Source organism: Hymenobacter mucosus, assembly GCF_900188255.1.
Taxonomy (GTDB): domain Bacteria; phylum Bacteroidota; class Bacteroidia; order Cytophagales; family Hymenobacteraceae; genus Hymenobacter; species Hymenobacter mucosus.
On record NZ_FZNS01000010.1, the window covers coordinates 86,227 to 108,637 of the forward strand.

Consider the following 22,411-nt stretch of genomic DNA (forward strand, 5'->3'; position numbering starts at 1 on the left):
ATTAAGTAAGCAGGCGGTCACCCCCCTACTGCCCCACACTTTTTGATGCTCTCCACTCACGCCCAGAAGCTAAAGAATGCTTAACGTGTAAATCCGCCCTTTTGCAAGAAGAACCCCTGAGTTCTGGGTGATTACCTCTTCCTGGCCGGGGGCGGGCTCGATGCCCGCCCCCGGCCAATCGGCACCGGGCCAGCCCCGCCGCTAGGGCAGGGCACTGGTAGGGGGCGGCTACACTGGCCGCCCGCCCTGCACTTCATCCAGTACCTTGCGGCAGCTTCCGCGCTGAGCCAGCATTTCACCGGCTACCTTCGTTTTCAGCACCCGGCGCACTTGGCGACGAATGTAGGCCAGCACTTCCTGCCCTTCGCGCTGGTGGTAAGCTGCGGATACTTCTACAAAGGCTTTCAGGCTGCGGTTGCCTCGGGCGCTGTTGCAGTTCAGGCAAGCCGTAATCAGATTTTTGTGGTCGGAAATTGCCCCGCCCAAGCTGTAAGGCTTCAGGTGGTCGAGCGTCAGCGTTACGCCGGCTTCGATACCTTTACCGCAGTAAGCGCAGCAAAAACCGTCGCGCAAATAGATGGCTAGACGCTTCTTAGGGGTAATCCAGTTCTGGCCCTGCGTGCGCTTTGGGCGGTCAGTAGTTGCGGCGGTGGTTGGGGTTGGGCACATGGTCGGAGCGGTTAAGGAGAGAGGAAGGTTGCTTGCGTTGTATATAAGGGTATACGTTCGGACGCCCCTTAGCGTTTATAATTAGCAACAAAAAAACCCTCTCTATTTACCCCAAACAGCATTTTCCCCCAACTGCCCCGCTAACTGGCCAGCTATTCCTCGTCCTCTGGTACGGCTACTACAGCTTGCACGCAGTTCGGGCACCAGGCTTGTCCCTCCGGTATTTCCAGCGGTTCATCATTTTGATTCTCTACCGCCTGCGCGGCCTGGGCAGCCTCAGCCAAGTATGCTTCTCCCCCGCACGTGGGACAAGTACCGCAGACGGCAGAATCAATCTCGTCGTACACGAAATAGATATTTTCAACTGGTACATTTTGCATGGGCCAACGGGCAAATTTGTTGTTATTTATACGCAAATCGTGCTCATTTCGCTGAGGATTAGCTTGTTTTTTTCAGGCCCTTGGCTCGCTTTTCACCCTGCTGCCCATTTGATTATCTGTCATTTATAGCGGGTTTTATCAGGTGAGGGATAGGAGGGGTTCAGTCCGCAGGACCGTAGCGAAGCGGAGCCCCGGATAGCCCGACCCGCAGGGGCACCCCCAAACAGACATATTGCATTAATCGGACTTTTATTCTGCACCGCATCAGCAAACTGGGTATTTTTGACAACACCAATTGCCCTCTTTATGAAGAAGTCTGAACTCCGCTTTACCGTCACCCTCGACGAGCAAAAAGTACCCGAATCCATTACCTGGCAATCTTCCGATGAAGCCGGCGACCAACCCAACGAGCACACCGCACACGCCGTCAATATTTCGATCTGGAACAAACAGGAAGCAGGCACCATGCGAATCGGCCTCTGGACGAAAGATATGCCAGCGGCCCAGTTGAAGCGCTTCTACGTCGATACGATTGGCGCCTTGGGGGAAGATGTAGCCCGCGCCACCGACGATACGGCCATGGCCGACCGCATCAATGAGCTGTGTCACCAGCTGCTGCAAGCGCTCAACACGGAAGCGTAAACTGCACCTGCCTCCTCTCGCTGCGGCAGTTGGGAGTAGCCCCCGCACCCTATTTGCAGAAAAACAAAGGCACTTGGCTCGCGTGAACCAAGTGCCTTGCTGTTGCTAAACTAAACGAGTACCCTTACACTCGGCTGGATATTCCGGCCTGCTTCAGCAGCTCCTGCAGGGTGGAGTACAGCTGCTTCTGCTGATGCAGCAACAAGGCCTCATCTACGACCAGCAGCATTACTACGCTAAGCCACCCCAGGCTTCCAGCTACCAGCAGCGGCGGGAAGGGCGCGCTCAGCAGCAACATTGCCAAGCTGGTAATCAATGCGCCCCGCGTAAGAGGCGGGAGCGGCCGCGGTACCCGCAAGTAGCAGAGTAGCATAGACAGCAGAATACTGGTCAGGGCGCCGGATAGCAGTAGCAGCGGATACGCCTCGACGAGGGCTCGGAGCCCTTCCAGCAAAGAATCACCAATCTGATCCGGGAAAAGGTCAATGGGAGTGAGCATGGCTGGCAGCGTAGTGTGGAAGGATAGAAAATGTGCTTATCGCCGGCGCTTGGGCGGTTGCAGCACCCCCGGCATCCATTTATAAAGAAAGGTGCTGTCACTCGGCGTTAGCCGTGACGTGTCGTGCGTGGTCCCAAGCTTCGTTAGGGTCGTCACGGCTTGGCGGGCTACTTTATGACTCATACCCGGGGGCAAGGTCCAGCTCACGGTTGCTGTATCGTAGTTCTGCACTGTCTGGGCCGGGACGGGCCCGCCCTGGGCGTGAGCCCCAGCGCTGAGCAGTAGCAGGGCGGGTAGTACCTGGCGGCGGCGTTTACGCTGCCAGAAGCGTCGCACTTTCTTTCCAAGGTGAATAGCAGGCAGGCTCATCAGAAACAGGGCAAAAAGAATGGAAATAGTAGTCATGAGTGAAAGGGCCTTAGCGAGCTGCCAGCGCGAGGCCGGCATACACCTGGTCACGGATTATGTCCGGCAGCGTCCAGATGCGCTGCTGACCCGCGCAGCCTAGCAGCTCGGGCAAGGCCTGGGCGTGCTCCAGCCCCCAGGCAAAGCGCCCCGGCGCGTAGTCGCCAAATGCCCGTTCCTGCGCGGTAAGCGTTGAAGGGTCCAGGTTAAGCACATTGGCCAGGGGAGCACCGGCAGGCGCACCAGGTGCTAGAATGCGGGACATACTCCGCAGTTGGGTAAGCCCGATTACGCCCCCTCGGGGCAGCGTATCATAGCTCAGGCCGTATGCGGCCAGTGCGGCGCTGATATGCTCATCGGCGGTGCATAACTCCCGCACCTTGCGGGACGTGCGTTTGCTGGCGTGAATGGCCAGCGCCCCGCGCTGATGAATCAGCCAGGCGCGGGTTTCATTGGTTTTCAGGCCCAGAACGACAAGCGTAGCCCAGGGCTGCATGAGGGAAACTGCAAGCATAGGAGAAGAAATAAGGGATGGCCGGGGGTCTGCCGCAAAGGGGGCAGTTGGGATAAAAACGGCGAAAGTCCCCCTACTGCCCCGCCGCCAATGGGCCAGGGAAGGTAGGGTAAAGCAGCTCTTAATGCAACTAATTTTGATAGCGTAAAATCAAAGGAGCCGCAACAGTCGGCTGACTATTGCGGCTCCCGGTGCTGGCTGCGTTACGCTGCTTGGGCGGTAACTTCCTCCTGCTCGGCTTCGGCATGAGCTAGGTCGTCGTCCTCAGCGTCTAACTCCGGTGTTGTACCGGCCCCTGCGGCTGACTCCTTGCGGGGGCGCAGGGTGCGCGGGTCGTACTCGCGCTCAAACAACTCCTGCGCCGCCTCAGTCAAGCCCTCCCGCACTTGCGGGGTGCCGACCAAGCTGGCGGCGGTCTGCTGGTAGTCAGTCCATTCATTGCTCAGGCCGCGGTGGGTAACGGAGAACAGCAGCAGTTGCGTCAGCAACGCCTCGGTAGGCGCGTATTTCAGTACTTGTTTGACGACCCATTCCCGGTACGGCACTCCCTTCGTATCCGGCCCCTTCTTGCCAACTGGCTCCCAGCCCCAGGTGCGCGACAACTCGGCCAGCGTCAGCAGATCAATGTTGCGGCCCTGCATCAGGCTTTCGGCCACAACTGCTGCCAGCACCTGTACCCGCCCCTGCTTGGCTTCGTCGGTGCCCCCTTGCAGGGCGTGATAGCTCCGGTCTGCCAGCACCCGCTTTCCTGCCTCTTTCAGCAGCCGCTTCTGGCGGGTTTCCCGGTTTTTCTCCCCTTGACTAAGCTCGGTCTTTCCTGATGCTACAGCCTTAACCGCCTCTTGGGTCAACGTTACCCGTACCACTTTTGCCGCTTTGGAGCCATCGACATACACGCCGACCACAGACCCCTTTTTGGCTTTGGTTTCCTGGTATTTATCGGACTTCAACGAACCCGCTGGCGCGTCTGACCACCGGCTCGATAAGCGTACTACCGTGGCATCCCCGGCCAGCTCCTTCTGCTCGTTGAATACCCGTTCAACTTGGTTGGTCAGCTTAGTTTGCCAGCACACGCTATCAAGGCAGTGGTCTTTGTTATCGTCGGCCATATCCGAGAACAGCAACACGTTGCAGCTGCTGCGCTTGGGGCAATGGGTGCAGGCTCCGGCTGCGGGAAATACGGTGGCATCATCGAGCGGCCACGGTGCGCTGCCAAGCACTTGGCTTTCCCGGCGCACGAAATTGGTAATGCTCCAGTCCGAAGTCACCTGCTTGGGGTGTCGGACGCTCAGGCAGCGTTGCTGCACGTCGAGGGGCCACCGGCTAAGTTCCTCTGCTGCCGATAACGTGAGCTTGTCTTGGCGTAGGTCCGTCAACCACTCCGCTAACAGGCCGCTAATGGCGCGGCGCTGGGTTACCCAATATGCCGATTTCCCCAGGTAGGCACAAATCTCGTCGGTCGTCATATTTTCAGCGGCTAATTTGCCGACTGCTACCGCCTCATCAGCCGGATGGGGATTTTCCCGAACGATGTTCTCAGCTAGGCGAATTGCCTCCGCTGTTTGCGCGGTCATTCTCCGCACAGTAGCCAGAATGGTCGGCAGCCCGGCTAATTCGCTGGCGGCGTGGCGGCGAAAACCAGCAACAAGCGCGTGGGTACAGCCCTTAATCGGCTCATCAAGGGGCCGAACCGTTACCGGCTGAATCAGCCCCCCTGCCTTGATGCTGTCGGCCAAGGCCTCCAGCCCTTCACGGCTCATGGTGCTGCGGTAATTGTCGGCTACATAGATTGCCGATAGGGGGAACTCCTGCAACGTAACTGCGGTGTTTTCTTCGGGCAGAATGCTCATCGTTGGCTGGCTCATATGGGCTACGGAAAGGGGGTGAAAGATATTTGCGTTGTTGTTATTTATACGCAACAATGCCGACCAGAGTTGCAGAAACGCCCTTTTTACTGAAATTATCCTCTCGTTCTTTACGCAGAAAAAAAGGCCCGACCACCTTGGCAGGTGTCGGGCCTTTGGCCTCGTGCTGGCGGGGCTATTCCGCTCCCCAGCCGACAAATAAGTATTCGCCTTCCTGCTGGCTGGTTGGGGCACGGAGGCAGACCGCGTTGGCCTCCCGCTTGTCCAGTACGTCCATGCGCTCCTCGTCCTCCAGAAACGCCGCAGCTTCCTGCCCGCTGGCCTGCCACTCCGCAGTCAGGTCGTGGTACTCAATGATGGTATAGAACCCGCCGCTGTACGCGTCGATGCCATCCTGCTCATTAGACTCATGCTGCAACCGCCGGAAGGCGTCATTCATTGACGTACCCAGCCCGCTGACGGCAATATCTACTGCTCCCATTGTTGAGTTTATTTGTAAGCTAAAATCCAAAAACCGTGTTGCTCTTTATACGCATTTTTACCCCTCTGCGTTATGGTTTCGCAGCACGTATGCGAGAATAATTTATGAAACAAGTATGATCCCGGCAGCTTGGCAAAAAAACAACAATAGGGTTTTGAATTAGAATAACGTCATTTTTTGTTGCTTTTTATACGCAATCAATTGTAACTAGCGGCGTGGTTCTACCCCTAACGCCCAAAATGATGCTACTAGAATTGATTGCATTATCCGGGACTTTCTATCTTTGCCCATCATGGTCGTAATCAGGCACCTTATCTACCGGGCAATGCGGCTCTCTGAGCCGCTGCTGGCCAACTCTCGCTTGGTGCCTTGCCTCCGGTCGGATGGCTCCTGGACCCGGGGCCGCAATGGTAACGTGCTGGTCTGGATGGAAACAGCGGCCGGCCTTAGCCAGCAGGTGGTACCCGGCCGGCAATTAGGGTGGCAGCTGCATTTGCCAGGCCGGCCCTGGCTGCAACCCCCGGACGTGTGATTGCCCTAGCTGCCCCTACTGAATTGTGATTACCCCCCGCTCCTCCTTCCTCCACCTATCGCCAACCCCAAACCCCTTTTCCATTTTCCAACAAGAAAATATGCGCCCACTTCTGCAATTGTGCACGCTCGGCCTCATGCTGAGTGCTCCCATCGCTTCCTTTGCCCAACAGGCCGCCCCAGTAGAATACTACGGTACTGTCCAGACCGACGCTGGTGAGCCTTTACCCGGCGCAACAGTGTTCATCAAGGGAACATACATTGGCTCGACCACGAACTCAGCGGGCACTTTCCGCCTGATGGTTCCGGCCAACCTCATTCCCGCTCCGCTTTCCATTTCCTTCGTCGGCTACCTGACCTCGACGGATACCCTCACCCGCTCGGTGCGCCCCCTCTCCGTTATCATGCAGCCCTCGGCGGCCCTGATTAATGAAGTAGTAGTATCGGCTTCCCGCGTGGAGGAAAACATTCTCCGGGCCCCGGTAACGGTCGATAAGGTAAATACCCTCGGCATTGCCCGCATGAGTCAGCCAGACTTAATTACGGGCCTGGCCCGTCAGAAAGGCGTCGATGTGACGACCAGCGGCATGTTTATGGCCAGCCTCTCTACGCGCGGCTTCAGCGGGGCCACCTCCGAGCGGCTGGTGCAGCTGGTGGACTACATGGATACCCAGTCTCCCAGCTTGAACATCAACGCCGGTAATGCCCTGGGGCTGCCGGAGGTTGATATTGCCAGCGTCGAAATCCTGCACGGCCCTTCTTCGGCCCTGTACGGCGCCAACGCGTTTAACGGCGTAGTGCTGACCAACTCGAAGTCCCCCTACGAGTACGAGGGCCTGACCGTGCGCCTGCGCGGCGGCAACCGCGACTACCTGGATGGCCAGCTACGATACGCAAAACGCCTGGGCCGCAAATTTGCTTTCAAGGTGAGCGGCAGCTATGCCTCCGCTAACGACTGGATTGCCAGTAATTATGATGCCCTGGGCGAATCCTACGCCGCCGGTAACAACCGGGCGGGCTCCGGCCTCGGCTATGACGCCGTAAACCGCTACGGGGACGTGGGCAATACCTTCGGCGCGACGGGCGGGGCCCTGGCCGGAAAAACGGTGTTTATGCCTGGCTGGACGGAACGCGAGCTAATAGCTGGCGACAACAAAGCTAAGCTTTACCGTATCGTGCCGTCCCTGCACTACCTGGTGACGGACAAGGTGAAGGCCATGGTAGAATTCAAGCGGGCTTCCGGTACCACGGGCTACCAGTTTACTAACCGCTACCGCTTTAAAAACTTCGCTACGAATCAGTGGCGCGCGGAACTGAAAAGCGACAACTGGTACGTGCGGGGCTATTCAACCCAGGATTTCGGCGGCAACACCTACGACCTACCATTTACTGGCGCATTCATGCAGACGGCGGTTGATCCGAACAGCACAACCAACGCCACGTACGCCCAGCAGTATTTCCAGGCTTATGCCGTAGCCTACAACACGTTCCTGGCCCGCAACCCGGGCAACACGTCCGGCGCAGAAGCCGCCGCTCAGTCGGCTGCATCGCCTTTCCAGCTGACAGCGGGCAGCCAGGCCTTCAACGACCTGCGCAGCAAGGTAATTTCGGACCCTACGCCGGGCATCGGCTCCCGAGTGAACCCCAGCTCCATTCTCAACGATATTTCCGGCCAGTATGACTTCCGCCTGAAGCCATTTAGCCTGATCGTCGGCGGGGCCTATCGGCAGTATCGCTTGGGCTCCGACGGGCTACTGTTCAGCGACCGGGAAAACAAGCGTCTGGTCAATGACGAGTATGGCGCATACGCCCAGGCCTCGAAAGAGCTGCTGAACAATCGACTGAAGCTCACGGCGGCCGGCCGGGTGGATGATAGCAAGAACTTCGATCCGGTATTCTCCCCCCGTGCTTCTGCCGTATACTCGCTGGACAAGGGCCACTCGCATAACTTCCGCGCCAGCTACAACCAGGCGTATCGTTCACCCACTCAGCAGGGTCAGTACCTGAACCTGGATCTGGCCCGCGTGCTGCTGGTGGGCAACATTGGCAACGGGTTCGAGGGCTACACCACGGCGGCCGGCAGCCAGCTGGGCCGCATCCTGCGGAACCCAGCAACGGCGCAGCAGGAACTGGATGCCTACGCATCTACTGCTGGTCGTCTAAAGCCGGAACGCGTGGCTACCTGGGAAGTTGGCTATAAAGGGCTGTTGGCTACCAACTTGGTGCTGGATGTAAACTACTACAACTCGCGCTACAACGACTTCATTGGTCAGGTTCGGCTGATTACCAATGTCGATGGCTCCAAGCCAACGCTCCAGCAATTGGGCGCTGCGGCCGTAAGCCCCCGCCCCTTCCAATCAGGCAACACCCGCGTAATTCAGGTGCAAGCCAACGCGAATCAAGAAGTTAAGACGTCGGGTAGCGTAGTGGCCCTGACGTATACGCCCCTGAAGGAGTTCAACGTGACGGGTAACTACACCCTCAACCTGTTGAACCGCGATAACCTCCCGGAAGCCTTCCAGACGTACTACAATACGCCCAAGCACAAATTCAACCTGGGCGCTTACGGGGAAGTGAAGAAAGTACTCTCCTACTCAGTGAACTACCGCTGGGCTGAGGGCCACTTGTTTGAGTCGCCGTTCGCCGCGGGTCAGCTGCAGGATTACTCCAGCCTGGATGCTCAACTTGGTTACATGCTGCCGAAGCTGGGAACCACGCTGCAGGTGGGTGGGTCAAACCTGCTCGATTCGCGCAACATTCAGGTGTACGGCGGGCCTCAGATCGGCCGTTTGGTGTACGCTGGCTTGTCGCTCGACATTAAGTAATTCACTGAATCCGGCGGGCTCCTGGGTATTTCTTCACGGAAATCCAGGAGCCTTTTGGCTTTTAATTCCTCTGCTGTTGCCCGACACATAGCCCTTTACTGCCCCCCTATTATGAAGATTCTTCGCCTTACCTTTCTTACCCTGCTTACCGCAGTTCTGGCCGGCGCCGCGTCTGCTCAGACGCTTACACTGGACCATCTGCTGAAGCTCGGAACCCTACCGACTGATGTGCCCCTGCAGAAAATGACGGCTGCGCTTTTTCCCGCTGATTGGTCGTACCGGGGCCACGTTGCCCAGACGGATGAAGTGTATTGGACGGCCAACGCGACGGACTATGAGTTCGACACGGAAACCGAGGCCGCAACTTCCTGGGTCAGCCTCCGCCCCATGCCCACCGGCGCCATGGACGTTCTTTTCAAAACCAGTCACGGCCGCAACTTCGAGCCAATCCGCAAAGAACTGAAGCGGCTGAAGTTTCCAGTTACTCCAGTAACCTGCCTGGAATGCCAGGGGGAACGGTACACGGGCCCAAATTACACGATAACGCTTTATACGGGCAAAAAAGCGCCCTACCCGTTCATTGTGGTACTGCATCAGGAACCCGTCGACTCTACTCCGGCGCGCACGCCTCAGCTGGCTACGCCGGGCGTTCAGCCGGCACCGGCTCGGGAAGTCACGGATAGCAACCTGGTTGGCCAAACGCTTAATCCTTAGTCCTACCGACTGTGATGCGTACGCTCCGACTGCTCCTGCTCACGACCGCGGCCTGGCTGCCGTTCCTTGCGGCCGCCCAATACTCGCCATCCTCCCCTACGGCCACTGATACCCTTGCCGCGCCCGTAATGATGGGCCTGGAGGGTTCCGTAAATGACGAGTTGAACAATCCTATGTCCGGAGTCTCAGTAATGTTGCTGGGGGGTAAAATCCCGCAGATTTGCATTACCAACGCCCGGGGGCACTACCTGCTGCAGGTGCCCAGCACCGGCGGTACTGTTTCAGTATCCTTCGAGGGCTACATTTCCCAGCAAGTTTCCTTCCGCAAGGTGGAAGGAATTGATTTCGTGCTCCAGCCCCAACCCGGTTTTCGCCGGGAGCGAAAAGAGCGCGACATTTACCGTCGTCATAACAAAGCGCTCAGCGCCTATCCTAATCAGTAATGTCCGGCACCTACGCTGGTCCTTACCCTCCCTTTCTACTGCTCATGCTCCGTTCAGTTCTGCTGCTACTTCTCCTTGCCACGGCCCTTCTCGGGGCCGTGCTCGTGTTTAATACCCTCCGATTTACGCCGCCTGCCGCCGTTGCGCTGCCGCCCGCCCCGGCTCTGAGCCTTCCCGATAGCGCCGTCAGCCATTTCCGCCAGGCGCTGCGGTTTCGCACTGTATCCATCGACGCGGGTGCCGCGCCTGACTCCAGCCAGTTTCTGGGTTTCCAGCGCTTTCTGCAGCGGGCTTACCCACGCGTGCACGCTCAGCTGAAGCGGGAAGTAATCAACGACTATACGCTACTCTATACCTGGCAGGGCCGGGATGCTCAGGCCGCGCCGGCCGTGCTGATGGCCCACTACGATGTCGTACCTGTGGAAGCCAGCACGGCCGCCCAGTGGACGCATGACCCGTGGGCCGGTCAGGTGCAGCAAGGCCGGGTCTGGGGCCGTGGGGCAGTCGACAACAAAGCCAACGTAACGGCCTTGCTCGAAGCCGCGGAAGATCTGTTAGGCAACAACTATCAGCCGGCCCGGACGCTGTATTTCGTGTTCGGCCATGATGAGGAAGTCGGTGGCCAGCGCGGTGCAAAAGCCGTTGCCCAGCTACTGCAGCAGCGGGGCGTTAAACCAGAATTCGTGCTCGACGAAGGCGGCTTTGTTACTACCGACCGGGTACCGGGCCTGCAGGGAACACCGGTGGCGCTGATTGGCACCGCCGAGAAGGGCTACCTCTCGCTGGAGCTTACGGCGGATCTGGCCGGTGGCCACTCCTCAATACCGGAAGCCGTTACGGCTACGGACCTAGTAGCGCAGGCCCTGGTGACGCTGCGGGGCCACAACTTCCCAGCCCAGTTTACGCCCTCCATGCAGGATTTTGCTGCCCACATCGGCCCCCGTCTGCCGTTTGTGCAGCGCCTGGCTTTTGCCAACGCCTGGCTGTTGCGCCCGCTGATTTTAAAGACCTACCAGAAAACCGCCAGCGGGGCCGCGGCCGTTCGCACGACCCTTGTACCAACTATCATGCAGGCCGGGGTGAAAGACAACGTGGTGCCCACCCGGGCCAGCGCCACCGTTAACCTGCGCCTGTTACCCGGTACCAGCTCAGCTGAGGCCGTGGCTCAGGTGCGGGCCCTGCTGCCGGATGCGCGGGTACGTGTAACGCCGGTGGGGACGATATCCGAGCCGTCCCCCGCCGCGCCGACGGCCGCCCTGGGTTACCAGCGCATCGAGCAGGAAATCCGCCGCCAGGTACCGGGCGTGATACCAACCCCTTTCCTGTTCGTGGCCCTCTCGGATTCGCGGCATTTTCAGCCCCTGACCGGCCGCATCTACAAGTTTTCTCCCATGACCAACCCAGCCGGCCTGCACGGGCTCAACGAGAGTCTGAGCCTGGCCAGCTACGAACAGTGCTACGGCTTCTACCGGGGCCTGCTGGGTGCAACAGAATAGCGCATCTCATTTCGGCTCCGCTTGTCCACTTCTGCCTCCTCCAACGATGAAAACCAAAGTTCTACTGCTGCTGATTCTACTCAGCCAGCTGCCGGCCCTGGCTCAGGTATCGGCGTTCCCGGATTCCGTGGCCTCCCGCCTGGTTAAGACCGCGCCGGTAGTATTCCTGGGGCGCCCGCTCCAGAGTGAGCTGTACTACGATGAAGCGGCCGATAAAACCTTCATTTCAACCGCCGTGCTGGTGCTGCATGTGCTGCGCGGAGACAGCGTAAAATACGGCACCATCGAGCTAACGGAGGAATCTCCGGTGCCGCATACCGGCGTGGGTCCTAAGCACTTGTTCGGCAACCGCAAGTACGTCTACAACATGGATGCGCAAATGTACTTCTGCATGCCCTCCCGGATGCCGCGCAACCCTTACCCCTTTGCCACCAGCAACCGGGCCCGCGTGAGTCCGGCCCGGGTCGGCCCCGGCTTGTCGCCTACTATTCAGTTTCTGACCTCCGGCGGGGCGGAGCCGACCCGCATTTACGGCCTGGGCCGCGAATTCGCCTCCACTGCCAGCCTGTATCAGCACCTAAGCAAGCTGGGTCGGCTGAACCTGCCGGATGTGAAGTTTGGCAAGTATCAGCGTCCCTTTACCTACAATGATGGCCGTGAGGCCTGGATTGGCGTCCCTACTTCCCCTGCCAGCAGCCTGCTGGACCCACTCACGCCCGAGGAAATCATTCAAGCCCGTAATGGCATCCTGAGCGCTCCGTTCGTTTTCACCGGTCTGGTTGAAAGCTCGACCCGGTTTGAGGGTCCGGACGGAACGGCCTACGTTTCGGAGCTGGTGCAACCCGTCTGGATTTTTCGCAGTGGTGGCCAGCTGCAGAAAACAGGGTTGATCGAAGTGGTGGAAACGGAGGATGCTTACGCCAAGGGCCTGCGCCAGAATGTGCCCGTAGTGTACTTCGCCACCGAAAGCTCACTGCCGGCGAACCCCGCCACGAAAAGCCAGGTGCTGATGCCTACCATGCGGGCCTATAAAGGTGACCTGCAGGCCAAGATCATGATCGGCAAAGTCGGCACCGTGCTTGGCTACAATGGGTTGTACCAGAGCTTCACGAGCCCGCAGGAAAGCTGGCAGTACATCAACCGGCTGCCCGGCGTCACGCCTTGGCTGCCGCCGTCGACTCCTGCTGCAGTCACCAGCGCCAAGGCAACTAAATAAAGCTCCAGCCGCCGTATGCCTCTATTAAAAAATTTGCAATGATTCCGCTTGCCGGTAAGGCATCACCCCTATTTAGGGCGTGACTCAACTAATTGTCCCGAGCCTAGCAGCCATGGTGGCTGCCGCTCATTTGCTCTTACTGGCCCTGTTTCGCCTCCTGGCGTGGGTCCTACTGAACGCCAGCATGGTTGCTGCGTTTGTGCTCCTCTGCAAGGCTGTGGCCGCTGTATGTGCCCTGATTACCGCTCTTATCGGATTGGTAATTGCCAGCGACCGGCTACGCCGCCGATTTCGACTCTGGTAGCAAGTAAGCTACGCCACTACCGCCCCCAAGGTCCACTGCGGCTTTGGGGGCGGTGTTGCTTAGGATGGTATGCCACCTTACTTAGCGTCCTCACTCGGGGCCCCGCTTTCCTCATCAACATTCTTCTTGCGCTTGATGCCGTTAGGATGGCGCTTGCGAGGCTCGCGGATAACCAAGGGATCATTGTGAGTATGCGCCATCAGTTCCGCGGCAATTCGTTCGACGGGTTCGCCCATCCAGTAGGCCAGCCGGTAGATCTCAGCCAGGCTCAGATCCGTCGGCTGCTCCCGCCGCAGTAAGTACGTCCGGTACGTCATGCCCAATTTCTCCTCGATGGTTCGCACGGGCGCGTTCTTAGCGTCGACCATTTGCGCGAAGGTTCGTGCAGCCGGCGCCGCCGGAATAGTTTGATCAGGATACTGGGGCGGGGGCTTCGGCATACGGAAAGATGGCTATTAGTAGCATGTGTGTCAAGGGGTACGTAGGGTAGTAGTAGCGCTGGTTTAGAGCGATGGTTGCTCAAGAGCAACACCCAAAATTAGGGGTTGCTTTTTAGCAACAAAAAACCCCGGCCCATCGGGCCGGGGTAGTTAAGGCAGCTAGCCATAAAACCTAGGGCATTACGCCCAGCTTTTCGCTCCACTGGAGCGTAGCAGTTCGGTACTGCTGATCCCGGCCACTGGTCGGCGCGCTGTTTACCTTCTGGCCCTTGAAATCCCCGTCTACGTAGATGGAAAGGGTTATTCTGGTAGCGCTCATACTCTCGGCCGAGAGTGTTAGCAGGCTGATATCCTTAACGTCCGTGAACTCCTTTTCCCACCGCAGAGTGCCAGCTGCGGTTACCACAGCAACGGCCGCCTGGGCAGGAAAAATATAGCTCACTGTATTTAGTGTGGGTGTGCTAGCAGGTGTGCTAAAGGGTTGGTCGGCTTCCGCAACGAACTTTACTGCGTGCTCATTTTTAGCCGGCGTTGGGTCCTCTTCAACGGAACCGCCGCAGCTGGTCAACATTGCCCCAACCAGGGCCAGTAATGAGAGAGTACGCAGGAAGGGTTTCATGGGAAAGGTTAAGGTATAATAACTACGGGCTTGGCTAAACCGGTGTAAGCATATGGGGCAGGTAGTAAGCCCTGAGGTGCCTTCTGGCGGCGACAGGGCCCACCTTCAGTTACTTCCTCGGGTATGCTGACGCGGTAGCCGTAGCGCCGGAATATTTTCTGGAAAATACGCAGACGAGCTGTACTGAAGGCGGTACGAATCATCCCCTGAGAGCCTTTAGGCCCAGTCAGTAGTGCGCGTACAACGGCCTGGGGTAATTCGGCATGCCGGCTGATGGCTGATACGTTCCAGGGGCGCAACGGATCGTCGGTGCGCTCAAACCATTTCTGCATGTGCTGCCAGTCCTCAGGCTGTTCAAATACTGTGCGGCTTGTGCTCATAAGCAGGAGTGGGCTTAGCCCGTTTTTAAAGTGAACAAACACAGACTCCTGCCATCAGATTTAGTTGCACAAAAAAGCAACATTAATTGTGCCAATGATGCCAAACAGGAGCCTGTGAATGCAATTTATGATGCAATCATTTTAATTCGCTTATGTTGCTATTTATTTTTTGTATAAGCGGACTTACTACCCTTCATTTTGAGTGATTTAAACTGTTTTACGAAATTCTGAGCATCCTTTTTATCCCAGCTCTTGGCCTCCTCCAACGTGACTTTGCCTAACGGCGCGGAATCTGCCCCATTGGTTACGTACAAATTCTCCGTCTTACCCCGCCGAATACTCCATTTGGAATCAATCTGATGCGCCACCTTGGCCAGCTCATTTTCAAGGGCCTGCCGGATGCATTGTTCAGCTTGTTCAGCGCTGATTTCATTTAGCAACGGCTGGGCCTCTCCCTCCGCCGTAAAGTTGAAATACTTCTCATTCCAGAGCAGATACACGACGTTATTCCGATTCATCCCGGCTTCGATAGACTTTTTCTCCCAAACGCCCACTTTACGCTTCTCCCGGGCCCGGCCTTTCTCGATGGCTACGATTGCCTGCTCCACCGAAACCGTGAAAGGGTCGCCCTCCAAAAAGTAGAATTTCTCATCGTAGCGCAGCCAGGCGCCTTTCTCGCCTGTCCCGCTTGTAATCACCTTGCCTTGCCACTCGCCTACCTAGTGCGCCTTCTTTGGGGCAGGAAGATCCACTTCGGCGGCCGTACGCAATTCAGTAAGCCGGTTGTCAAATGCTGGCACTACCTCCGTAAACCGCCGCCGCCCTTCCGCTACCTCATCAAAATCGGCCTCACATTTGGCCGTAAAATCCAGGTTTACAATGTCGACAAAATAGCGTAGCAGAAAGTCGGTTACCCCATTCCCTCGCTCGGTGGGAACCAGCTTGTTTTTATCCCCTCCGATGGTTTCCGTACGGGTTTCCTCGCGCAGCTTGCCATCCTCCCATATCAGGGTCTTGGCCTTCACCTTCGTACCGGTAACACTGCCGTTGGCCACGTACTCGCGGGCGTGAATGGTGCGCAGGGTACTGGCGTAGGTGCTGGGCCGTCCGATCTGCAGGCGCTCCAGTTCCGCCACTAGCGTTGCCTCATCAAAGCGTCTGGGGGGCTTCTGACTGCGGCCGGCGGCGCGGGCGCGGCGTAGCTCCATCACTTCCCCTTCGCCTACGGGATGCTGCAGGGCCGCTCCTTCGGCTCCTTCGGCAAGGGCCGCATCTTCATCGACTTCCTCCACGGCTTCCTGATAGGCTTTCCGGTAGCCTTCAAACCGCAATACCCGCACTTTGCTCTGGAAGGTCAACCCCTCTGGTCCGGGGCGGGCGGCGGCAACTAAAATAGTGGTCTGGTCATACTTGGCATCACTCATCTGCGAGGCCAGTGCCCGGGCATAAATCAGCTGGTAAAGCTGCTGTTGGTCGACGGTATCGCCCGCGGTGGCCTGCTCCCAGTGAGTCGGCCGGATGGCCTCGTGAGCACCCTGGCTGCCCGCTTTCTCCCGGAAGGTGCGCCCACTCCCCCCCACGGCATAATCTACCCCGAATTGCTGGCGGATCTGCGTGGCGGCCTCCTGGCGGGCCTCCTCGCTTAAGTTGACGCTATCGGTTCGGATATAGGTTATATGGCCGGCTTCAAACAGCTTCTGGGCCAGGTCGGAAACCTGCTGTACGGTCAGCTTCAATTTTTTTACCCCATCCTGCTGCAGGCTGCTGGTCGAATACGGCGCGGGTGGACTCGTGGCCACTGGCTGCTGCTCGATGCTCAGCACGGCAAAGTCCCGGGCCTGGCTGATGCGCTGCAGCAGCTGTCGGGCCTCCTCCTCGGTTTGAGGCGCCTCCCCTACCCAGCGGGCCGGCAGCATTTCGGCCGTCCGCGTCCGGAATACGGCGCTGACGGGGTAGGTTTGTTTCCCGCTGAACGCCTGGATGGTTCGCTCGCGCTCAACCACCAGTCGGGTTGCCACGCTTTGCACTCGCCCGGCCGAGTAGCCTTTGCTTTGAAAGTGCCGGGTCAGCAACGGAGAAATTTCCCAGCCAACCAGCCGATCTACGGCCCGGCGACACTCCTGCGCCGCTACCAGGTGGGTATCAAGCTTGCGGGGCTGGGCGACGGCCGCCAGAATGGCCGGACCAGTAATTTCCTGGAAAGTGACGCGTTTGGCAGTTTTTACGTCCAGGCCCAGCACCTGGCACAAATGGTAGCTGATGGCTTCGCCTTCCCGGTCAGGGTCAGTAGCCAGATAGACGTTCTCGGCTCCTACCTGCCGGACCTTGGCCTTTAGGTTGGCTACCGTCTTTTCCTTATCGGTATTGATGGCGTAGTGCATCCGGTAGTTGTTGCTCCGGTCGATTCCCAGGTCGCGTAATGGCAGATCCCGGATATGGCCTACACTGGCCTCCACGTGCCAGCCCTGGGGTAACAGGGCCGTTATCTTTTTGATCTTGTTGGGGCTTTCTACGATCAGCAGGTTCATGCTCAGTTGGGGGGGTTAGTTGGGGCGGCAGGGAAAAGAAGGCCGCCGGGGGCATGAAGCCAGCCCGACGACCTTCTTGTCTGGAACCTGAAGCCCGCCCCGGTTAGGATTTTGATAGCCAGTTGCAAAGCATCAGGCCGAAGAAGGCCAGTGCGGTGCAACCGATGCGGAATTCCATTTCTTGCCGCCACAAGGCCAGCCGTTCCATCCGGGTGAATGGGTCGAAAGGCGTATTGCGCCGGCGCTCCATCAGGGCGCGGCCATAATGGTAGAGGTAATACCCGGCAGTGGGAATCCCTCCCAGCAACAGTCCCCAGCCCAGCAGCACAAGTAGTTCGTAGTTATTCATATCAAGAAAAAGTAGAGTGAAAAAACTGAGAATGAACGCTCTGTCTACGGGTGGTGGACGAGTTGAGGTTTAGCTTCGTTCACGTTCCATGGCCGCGCCTGCCGTGGCCCTTTCCTGGGCCACGTCGCGGGCTCCCTGTAGACGAGCGCCCCGGTCCTCGCCATTTTCCTTCACCTGAATACCGCTGCTGTTGGCCGCTTTATCCAAGGTGTCGTTGATGTGCTGGATGTTGGGGGCTTTGGTATGGTAGCTCACCGGCATTTCGATGTGATTACCGACCACTTTGGCTTCCCCGACGATGGCCCCGCCCTTGCTCAACTCGCCCCCGATGGTTTCGGCCCGGGCCTTGCCTTTTTCGGGCGTGTCGTCAATTGAAATGATGGCCTGGTTGAATTTACCATTGCGCGGTTCCAGCTCCGGACCGGGCTGCTGGGGCTTTTGCTCCTTGACGACAATGCCCTCGCTTTTCTCGGCCTGGTCGAGCACCTTGTTCACCTTCTCCAGATTTTCCTGCTGGGTGTGGTAGGAGTAGCGGATAGCCCCTCCCTGGACTCCGTCGTTGCGCTCTCCACCGGCACCCACCTGGGCCCCGGCTTTTTGCAGCGCATCCCGAACCGTGGCCGTGCGGTTACGCTCCTCGTCGGTATCCCGAATGAGCACAACGCCCTGCTGCCACTGCCCCGGCCCCTGCGGGGGTCCGGCAGTATAGCCAGAGGCTGGAGCAACGGCCGTGCCGCTGATGGCTGGCACTTCCCCCCCAAACTGCTTCTGCCGCTCCCGCTGCTGCTCTAGTGGCTCCTGCAGGCTGACACCAGGCTGTCGGCCTGCAACTTCCAGGGCTTGGGCAATGCCCGCACTTTGCGGGCTTACCGCGTAGCTGGCCGTAAAGGTGCTCCGGCTCAACTCCTGGCCTGGGTCCTTCTTCTGCAGCTCCGTCACCGAAGCCCCCTGCTTCTGCAATTCTTCCCGCAGCTGCTGGGCCCGTTGCTGGCCTGCTTCATCGACTACGCTAATGCCAACGTGCCGGAAGGGCTGCTCGCTGACGCTGGTAGTCGTGGTGGCCACTGCAGGCTGCTGCACGGGGGCGGCCTCCACAACGCGCTCCGGTGCCCGAACGGGGGCCGGCTCAGCGGCCCGCTCCGGGGTACGTTCCGCGCTGGCGGCCGGGGCAGCTGCGGGCATTGGCCCGGCCACTTCGCGGGCCGCGCGGTGCGTTTCAATGACCTCCAGCACCTTATCCTGACGAACGGCTGCCGGATGAAAGCTAACCGTCATTTCCCGGCCCCCGGCTCCGTCCGGAACGGTGCCGCCGATCTGCGCGCCTGCTGTCACCAACTTGGGCACTACAGGCGCCAACTCATCGTCGCGTCGTTCTCGTAAAACCTGCGTTTTCCAGCCTTCAGCGGGGTAGTAGTCCCTCGTCTGCTGCACCTTCTCGGCCTGATTCATTCCCTGATGCCCGGCTACTGTTGTTTCACGGGCCGGCTCGGCGCTGCGGGCAGCCTCCGGGGCAAATGAGAGCGACACACCCGGTTCCCGCTCCCGGCGCTCCAGCTCATAGCTTCTTTCCATGGCCTGCCCGCCGCGCTCCTTATAAAGCACCGTATCGGCCTGTTGAGCCGTGCGCAACTGCTCCGTTATCTGGGGTAGCTCGGGTTGATCAATACGGTAGCCAACCATGATGCGCAACTGGTCGCGGCCGGCCAAGTCCCGGTGCGGCTCAATGGCCGTTACGGACGCGCCGGCCTGCTCAAACTCCTTCCGCATCACCCGGAGCTTATCGTCATTGTAGCCTACCGCCGCCATGTTAATTTCCGCGTACCGGTAGGGGTGCTCGATGGCGGGGCTACGCTGCTGGTCGTTGGCCAGATCAAAAGTCGGTGCTTTCTGCTGGCCGTTGTTCTGCTGCTCGGCCGCGGCGGCCAGCAGAATACCGCTGGTCAGGGCGCGGTCCTCCTGCTCGCGCTGGCGCTGGGCTTCCGGACTGTTAGCCTGCCGCTGCTGCTCGGCCCGCTGCCGCTGCAATTCCTGCTCGGCCTGCTGCCGGCGTAGCTCCGCTTGCCGGGCTTCTTCCTGGGCCTGCAGGGCGACCTGCCGCTCCCGCTCCACCGCCGCCAGGGCCTCGCGGGCCTGCTGCTGGCGGGAAGCTTCCTCTACCTCAATGCCCGGGCTCCGCTTCAGTGCGTCGAGCACATTGGCCACTCCGAGCGGGTTCTGCTCCGTCTGGTAGGCTATCCGCACTTCCTCCCGGACAAAGCCGCTTGGCGCTTCTAGCCGCCGCTGGTCCTGAATCAAGACCCCATTGGCCCGAAGGTCGTCGAGAATCTGGGGAGTGCGGGTAGCGGCATCCTGGGCCTCCGTCAGCCGCACTAAGCCAGCAGCCCAGCCCCCGGCCTCACCCACGGCAATGCGGCGCTCCACGTCGTAGCGGTTGCCGCCGTTTTCACTCATCTGCCGGGTGGCCTCGCTGATGGCGCCCAGCCGGGGGTCCTGCAGGTGGAAGCTGACCAGTTGGGTCTGCTCACCCTGCCCCTGCCCAGCCAACGGCACGACAACGCCCCCTGCTTTTTTGATGGCCTCCGTTTGGTCTTTCAGCTCCGGGCTGCCAGCTGGAGCCGTGCTGGTTACGGCATAGGTAACCCACTCGGCGCTGTTGGAGGGATAAGCATTACGCAAGGAATTGACAGCCCGGCCGCCGCCTTGCTCCTCCAGATTGAAGGTATTAGCCGCCAACTGTCGCACCTGGCGGCCCTGGGCGGGTTCTTCCACCACAACGCCCGGGCTGCGCTCAGCAGCGCGTAGTACGGCTTCGACGCCGGCCACTGTGGAACCGGGGGTAGGGTCGTATTTGAAGTCGATCTTACGCTCCATGATTCCGGTGGCGGCTTCGCGCTGCACGATGTTGCCCACGCCGGCCCCTTCCGCCTTCAGGTCTTTCCAGACCTGCACGGCCCGGTTTTCCTGCCCGGCCTTGTCATCCAGCACTATAATGGAGCCCCGCTGGGTGCCAATTCCACCCAGTTCCTGCACGGTTTGAAAGCGCTCGTGCATGGTTTTATCGGCCTGTTGTACGGCCAGTATCAGCGGCCCCGGCTGGCCCTTCTCCTGCAGGGTCGGCATCTTTTCGGCCAGCGAAAGTGCCCCGTCCAGATTCTGACGGTCAACCCCGCGCAGGGGCAATATATTCCGCTCCTCTACCGCCCGGCTCAATTCCGTCAACCGGCTACCTGGTAGCGTCATGCCCTGCTGCTCCAGGTTCTTACCCAGCTCGCGGGTTGCCGAGCTGAATTCAGCCTTGCTTTCCTGTAACTGCCGCTCAGGCAGTTTCTGCACCTTCAGCGTGGCCAGGGCACCGGCCCCGCGGCGCTCCTGCGCGTGGGCCTCCGGCTCGGTCAGCGTAACGCCTGGCGCACGCCCGATAATCTCCAGCTGGGTATTGATGGCCTTCCGCTGGGGCTCGGGATCGGTTACCAGGTATTGCGCCTGCAGCTGCGTAGTGCGGGCTCCAGTCGCCTCATTCACTTCCTGCTGCCGGTCCAGAATTCGCAATCCGGCCCGTTGCAGATCTTGTTCAATCTGGCCGGCCGCGCCGCCGCCGCGCTGGCGTTGATTCTGCTCGATGATTTCCAGCGTCACGGGCCGCTCGATGGGGGAAGGTGTCACCTGCAGGGCGGCCGGTACCGGCGCCTTGTCAAACCCGGCCTGCTCGCGGGCCCGCCGCAGACGTTGTTCCGTCAGCTGGTCGGTCAGATCCTGGTTATAGTCCTTACTGCGGGCCGCTTCCCACACGAAAAAGCCGGGCGGCGTACGCTGAGCCTCTGGCAAGGAAGCCTCACGCTGGGTCTGCAACTCCTGCACTAGGCCCCGCAACTGAGGTAACTGGTCGTTGGTAACGGTAACCCGGGCTACGGTCTGGTCGCTGCCCATGCGGACAACTTCGAGCGAAGCGGCCTGCTCGCCGCCCTCCTTCTTCCAGCCGTCTACTTTCTCCTGCAGGCCGGCCACGGCGGTACGCCCCTCGCGCTGACGCTCGGTTTCAAAGGTAATTTTCAGGTCCGTATGGTAGTCGCCGGCCCGCATGGCCCGCCACGTGACGTTCCCGCGTTGTTGCTCCGGCGTTTCGGCGCCAGCCTCCAGGGCCACATTTTGACGGGGTGCCCGGAAGTCATTCAGATAATTGAGGTTAAACCGTACCCCGGCCGCGTCGTTGTCGTTGGCCATCACAACCTCTTTTGGCTGCTGGCGGTCAATGACCTTCTGCATCAGCTCCACCTGGCGCTGCGACACGGTGCCGCTGCTAGTCAGGTACATCGTATTCGGCCCACTGCCGCCCGGCTGTTCCAGTTGGTACTTGCTCATGGCGTCGATGGGACTCTCCCCAATAACGATGCGCTCAACCGCAGTGCCCTTGCCTTGGGTGGGGTGGCTGGCCCAGATACCATCTCGCGGACCGGGCATCTGCGACTTAAAATTGTGGTTGCGCTCCTCGTAGGAGGAGAAACCACCCTCGTTGATGAGCGGAAATACCGTGTTCTTGTGCGGGCCATTCTGCCCGGTAAATACGCGGCCCGCAAAGGCTGGGGCATTAATGGTGTCGTCGCTCAGACCTCGTTCCCGCAGATAACTCTTATCGGTCAGGGCAGGCTGCACGCCCAGGGTCCGCTTCAGCAACTCGTCGCGCCGCTCGCGGGGGTCCTCTGGCAATGACGCATCCGGGCCGCGTTCAGCCTGGCGGGTACGCGAGGGCTCGGGCCGTGAGGCCAGTTGCTGTCGGTCCTGCTCCGGGCCGCCTTCGCCCAGATACTGCCGCAGCTGCTGCCGCGTCTGGCCCAGATTCAGGCTGTCCCGGGTCTTAACAAAGTCGACAACTGAGCCGCTGTCTTTCGTGTCACGGGTATTCATGTACACGTCGCGGCCGTCCTTCTGGCTTACGATCAGTACTTCCCCGCCCTTCTCCAGCTTGTGCCAGGAGTCATTACGGGCCTTTTCGGTTAGCTCGTACCCGTAGCGGCTCGTGGCCAGGGGTACGATGGGAATCTGGTCTTTGAAGCGTTCCAGCTCCGAATCATCATTGGGCCGCGCGCGGCCTCCCGTCGGGGTATTCATGGGCA

The 22,411-nt window shown here is 59.4% G+C and carries 22 protein-coding genes; 8 read left to right on the forward strand and 14 right to left on the reverse strand.

Features of this window, described 5'->3' with window-relative positions; all coding sequences use genetic code 11:
- Nucleotides 1-228: 228 nt before the first annotated feature.
- Nucleotides 229-669, reverse strand: coding sequence for an HNH endonuclease (locus tag CHB83_RS18935; protein WP_089333770.1), 441 nt, complete (start codon nt 667-669; stop codon nt 229-231).
- A gap of 152 nt (nt 670-821) precedes the next feature.
- Nucleotides 822-1,049, reverse strand: a complete 228-nt coding sequence (locus CHB83_RS18940) for a hypothetical protein (protein ID WP_089333771.1) — start codon at nt 1,047-1,049, stop codon at nt 822-824.
- Between the two features lie 306 nt (nt 1,050-1,355).
- Between CHB83_RS18940 and gldC the strand changes: the two genes are divergently transcribed.
- Nucleotides 1,356-1,691: a gliding motility protein GldC gene (gldC, locus tag CHB83_RS18945; protein ID WP_089333772.1), complete on the forward strand. Its 336-nt coding sequence runs from the start codon at nt 1,356-1,358 to the stop codon at nt 1,689-1,691.
- A 124-nt stretch (nt 1,692-1,815) separates the two neighbouring features.
- Here gldC and CHB83_RS18950 read toward each other — a convergent pair whose 3' ends face one another.
- From CHB83_RS18950 to CHB83_RS18970, 5 genes are all read right to left on the reverse strand, one after another.
- The gene (locus CHB83_RS18950) at nt 1,816-2,190 is read right to left on the reverse strand and encodes a hypothetical protein (protein ID WP_089333773.1); all 375 of its coding nucleotides are present in this window, start codon (nt 2,188-2,190) and stop codon (nt 1,816-1,818) included.
- Between the two features lie 36 nt (nt 2,191-2,226).
- Nucleotides 2,227-2,595, reverse strand: coding sequence for a hypothetical protein (locus CHB83_RS18955; protein WP_089333774.1), 369 nt, complete (start codon nt 2,593-2,595; stop codon nt 2,227-2,229).
- A gap of 13 nt (nt 2,596-2,608) precedes the next feature.
- Nucleotides 2,609-3,109: an ASCH domain-containing protein gene (locus tag CHB83_RS18960; protein WP_143437197.1), complete on the reverse strand. Its 501-nt coding sequence runs from the start codon at nt 3,107-3,109 to the stop codon at nt 2,609-2,611.
- Nucleotides 3,110-3,312: 203 nt separating this feature from the next.
- Nucleotides 3,313-4,974 carry a ParB/RepB/Spo0J family partition protein gene (locus CHB83_RS18965; protein ID WP_089333776.1) on the reverse strand — a complete coding sequence of 554 codons (1,662 nt, stop codon included), beginning with the start codon at nt 4,972-4,974 and terminating at the stop codon, nt 3,313-3,315.
- 175 nt (nt 4,975-5,149) lie between these two features.
- Entirely contained in the window at nt 5,150-5,455 is a 306-nt protein-coding gene (locus CHB83_RS18970; protein WP_089333777.1) for a hypothetical protein, read from the reverse strand.
- A 292-nt stretch (nt 5,456-5,747) separates the two neighbouring features.
- Here CHB83_RS18970 and CHB83_RS18975 point away from each other — a divergent pair, with 292 nt between their 5' ends.
- From CHB83_RS18975 to CHB83_RS19005, 7 genes are all read left to right on the forward strand, one after another.
- A complete protein-coding gene (locus CHB83_RS18975; RefSeq protein ID WP_143437198.1) occupies nt 5,748-5,987 on the forward strand; it encodes a hypothetical protein in 240 nt (79 codons plus the stop codon).
- A 100-nt stretch (nt 5,988-6,087) separates the two neighbouring features.
- Nucleotides 6,088-8,811, forward strand: a complete 2,724-nt coding sequence (locus CHB83_RS18980; protein WP_089333779.1) for a TonB-dependent receptor — start codon at nt 6,088-6,090, stop codon at nt 8,809-8,811.
- Between the two features lie 111 nt (nt 8,812-8,922).
- Nucleotides 8,923-9,525: a hypothetical protein gene (locus tag CHB83_RS18985; RefSeq protein ID WP_089333780.1), complete on the forward strand. Its 603-nt coding sequence runs from the start codon at nt 8,923-8,925 to the stop codon at nt 9,523-9,525.
- A gap of 14 nt (nt 9,526-9,539) precedes the next feature.
- Nucleotides 9,540-9,968 carry a carboxypeptidase-like regulatory domain-containing protein gene (locus CHB83_RS18990; protein ID WP_089333781.1) on the forward strand — a complete coding sequence of 143 codons (429 nt, stop codon included), beginning with the start codon at nt 9,540-9,542 and terminating at the stop codon, nt 9,966-9,968.
- 44 nt (nt 9,969-10,012) lie between these two features.
- Complete coding sequence (locus tag CHB83_RS18995) at nt 10,013-11,464, forward strand: M20/M25/M40 family metallo-hydrolase (RefSeq protein WP_179225567.1); 1,452 nt, start codon at nt 10,013-10,015, stop codon at nt 11,462-11,464.
- A 46-nt stretch (nt 11,465-11,510) separates the two neighbouring features.
- A complete protein-coding gene (locus tag CHB83_RS19000) occupies nt 11,511-12,680 on the forward strand; it encodes a hypothetical protein (protein WP_089333783.1) in 1,170 nt (389 codons plus the stop codon).
- Nucleotides 12,681-12,759: 79 nt separating this feature from the next.
- Nucleotides 12,760-12,984, forward strand: a complete 225-nt coding sequence (locus CHB83_RS19005) for a hypothetical protein (protein WP_143437199.1) — start codon at nt 12,760-12,762, stop codon at nt 12,982-12,984.
- A 77-nt stretch (nt 12,985-13,061) separates the two neighbouring features.
- Here the strand turns inward: CHB83_RS19005 and CHB83_RS19010 are convergent, their stop codons facing one another.
- The 7 genes from CHB83_RS19010 to CHB83_RS19040 all read right to left on the reverse strand — a co-directional run bounded on the left by CHB83_RS19010 (nt 13,062) and on the right by CHB83_RS19040 (nt 22,406).
- Complete coding sequence (locus CHB83_RS19010; protein WP_089333785.1) at nt 13,062-13,424, reverse strand: hypothetical protein; 363 nt, start codon at nt 13,422-13,424, stop codon at nt 13,062-13,064.
- Nucleotides 13,425-13,596: 172 nt separating this feature from the next.
- Nucleotides 13,597-14,043: a hypothetical protein gene (locus tag CHB83_RS19015; RefSeq protein WP_089333786.1), complete on the reverse strand. Its 447-nt coding sequence runs from the start codon at nt 14,041-14,043 to the stop codon at nt 13,597-13,599.
- A gap of 8 nt (nt 14,044-14,051) precedes the next feature.
- Nucleotides 14,052-14,423: a hypothetical protein gene (locus CHB83_RS19020; RefSeq protein ID WP_089333787.1), complete on the reverse strand. Its 372-nt coding sequence runs from the start codon at nt 14,421-14,423 to the stop codon at nt 14,052-14,054.
- A 158-nt stretch (nt 14,424-14,581) separates the two neighbouring features.
- Nucleotides 14,582-15,121, reverse strand: coding sequence for a hypothetical protein (locus CHB83_RS19025; protein WP_143437200.1), 540 nt, complete (start codon nt 15,119-15,121; stop codon nt 14,582-14,584).
- 21 nt (nt 15,122-15,142) lie between these two features.
- Nucleotides 15,143-16,951, reverse strand: a complete 1,809-nt coding sequence (topA, locus tag CHB83_RS19030) for a type I DNA topoisomerase (protein WP_089333789.1) — start codon at nt 16,949-16,951, stop codon at nt 15,143-15,145.
- Between the two features lie 103 nt (nt 16,952-17,054).
- Nucleotides 17,055-17,300 carry a hypothetical protein gene (locus CHB83_RS19035; protein ID WP_089333790.1) on the reverse strand — a complete coding sequence of 82 codons (246 nt, stop codon included), beginning with the start codon at nt 17,298-17,300 and terminating at the stop codon, nt 17,055-17,057.
- 69 nt (nt 17,301-17,369) lie between these two features.
- Nucleotides 17,370-22,406, reverse strand: coding sequence for a toprim domain-containing protein (locus tag CHB83_RS19040; RefSeq protein ID WP_089333791.1), 5,037 nt, complete (start codon nt 22,404-22,406; stop codon nt 17,370-17,372).
- Between the last annotated feature and the right edge of the window lie 5 nt (nt 22,407-22,411).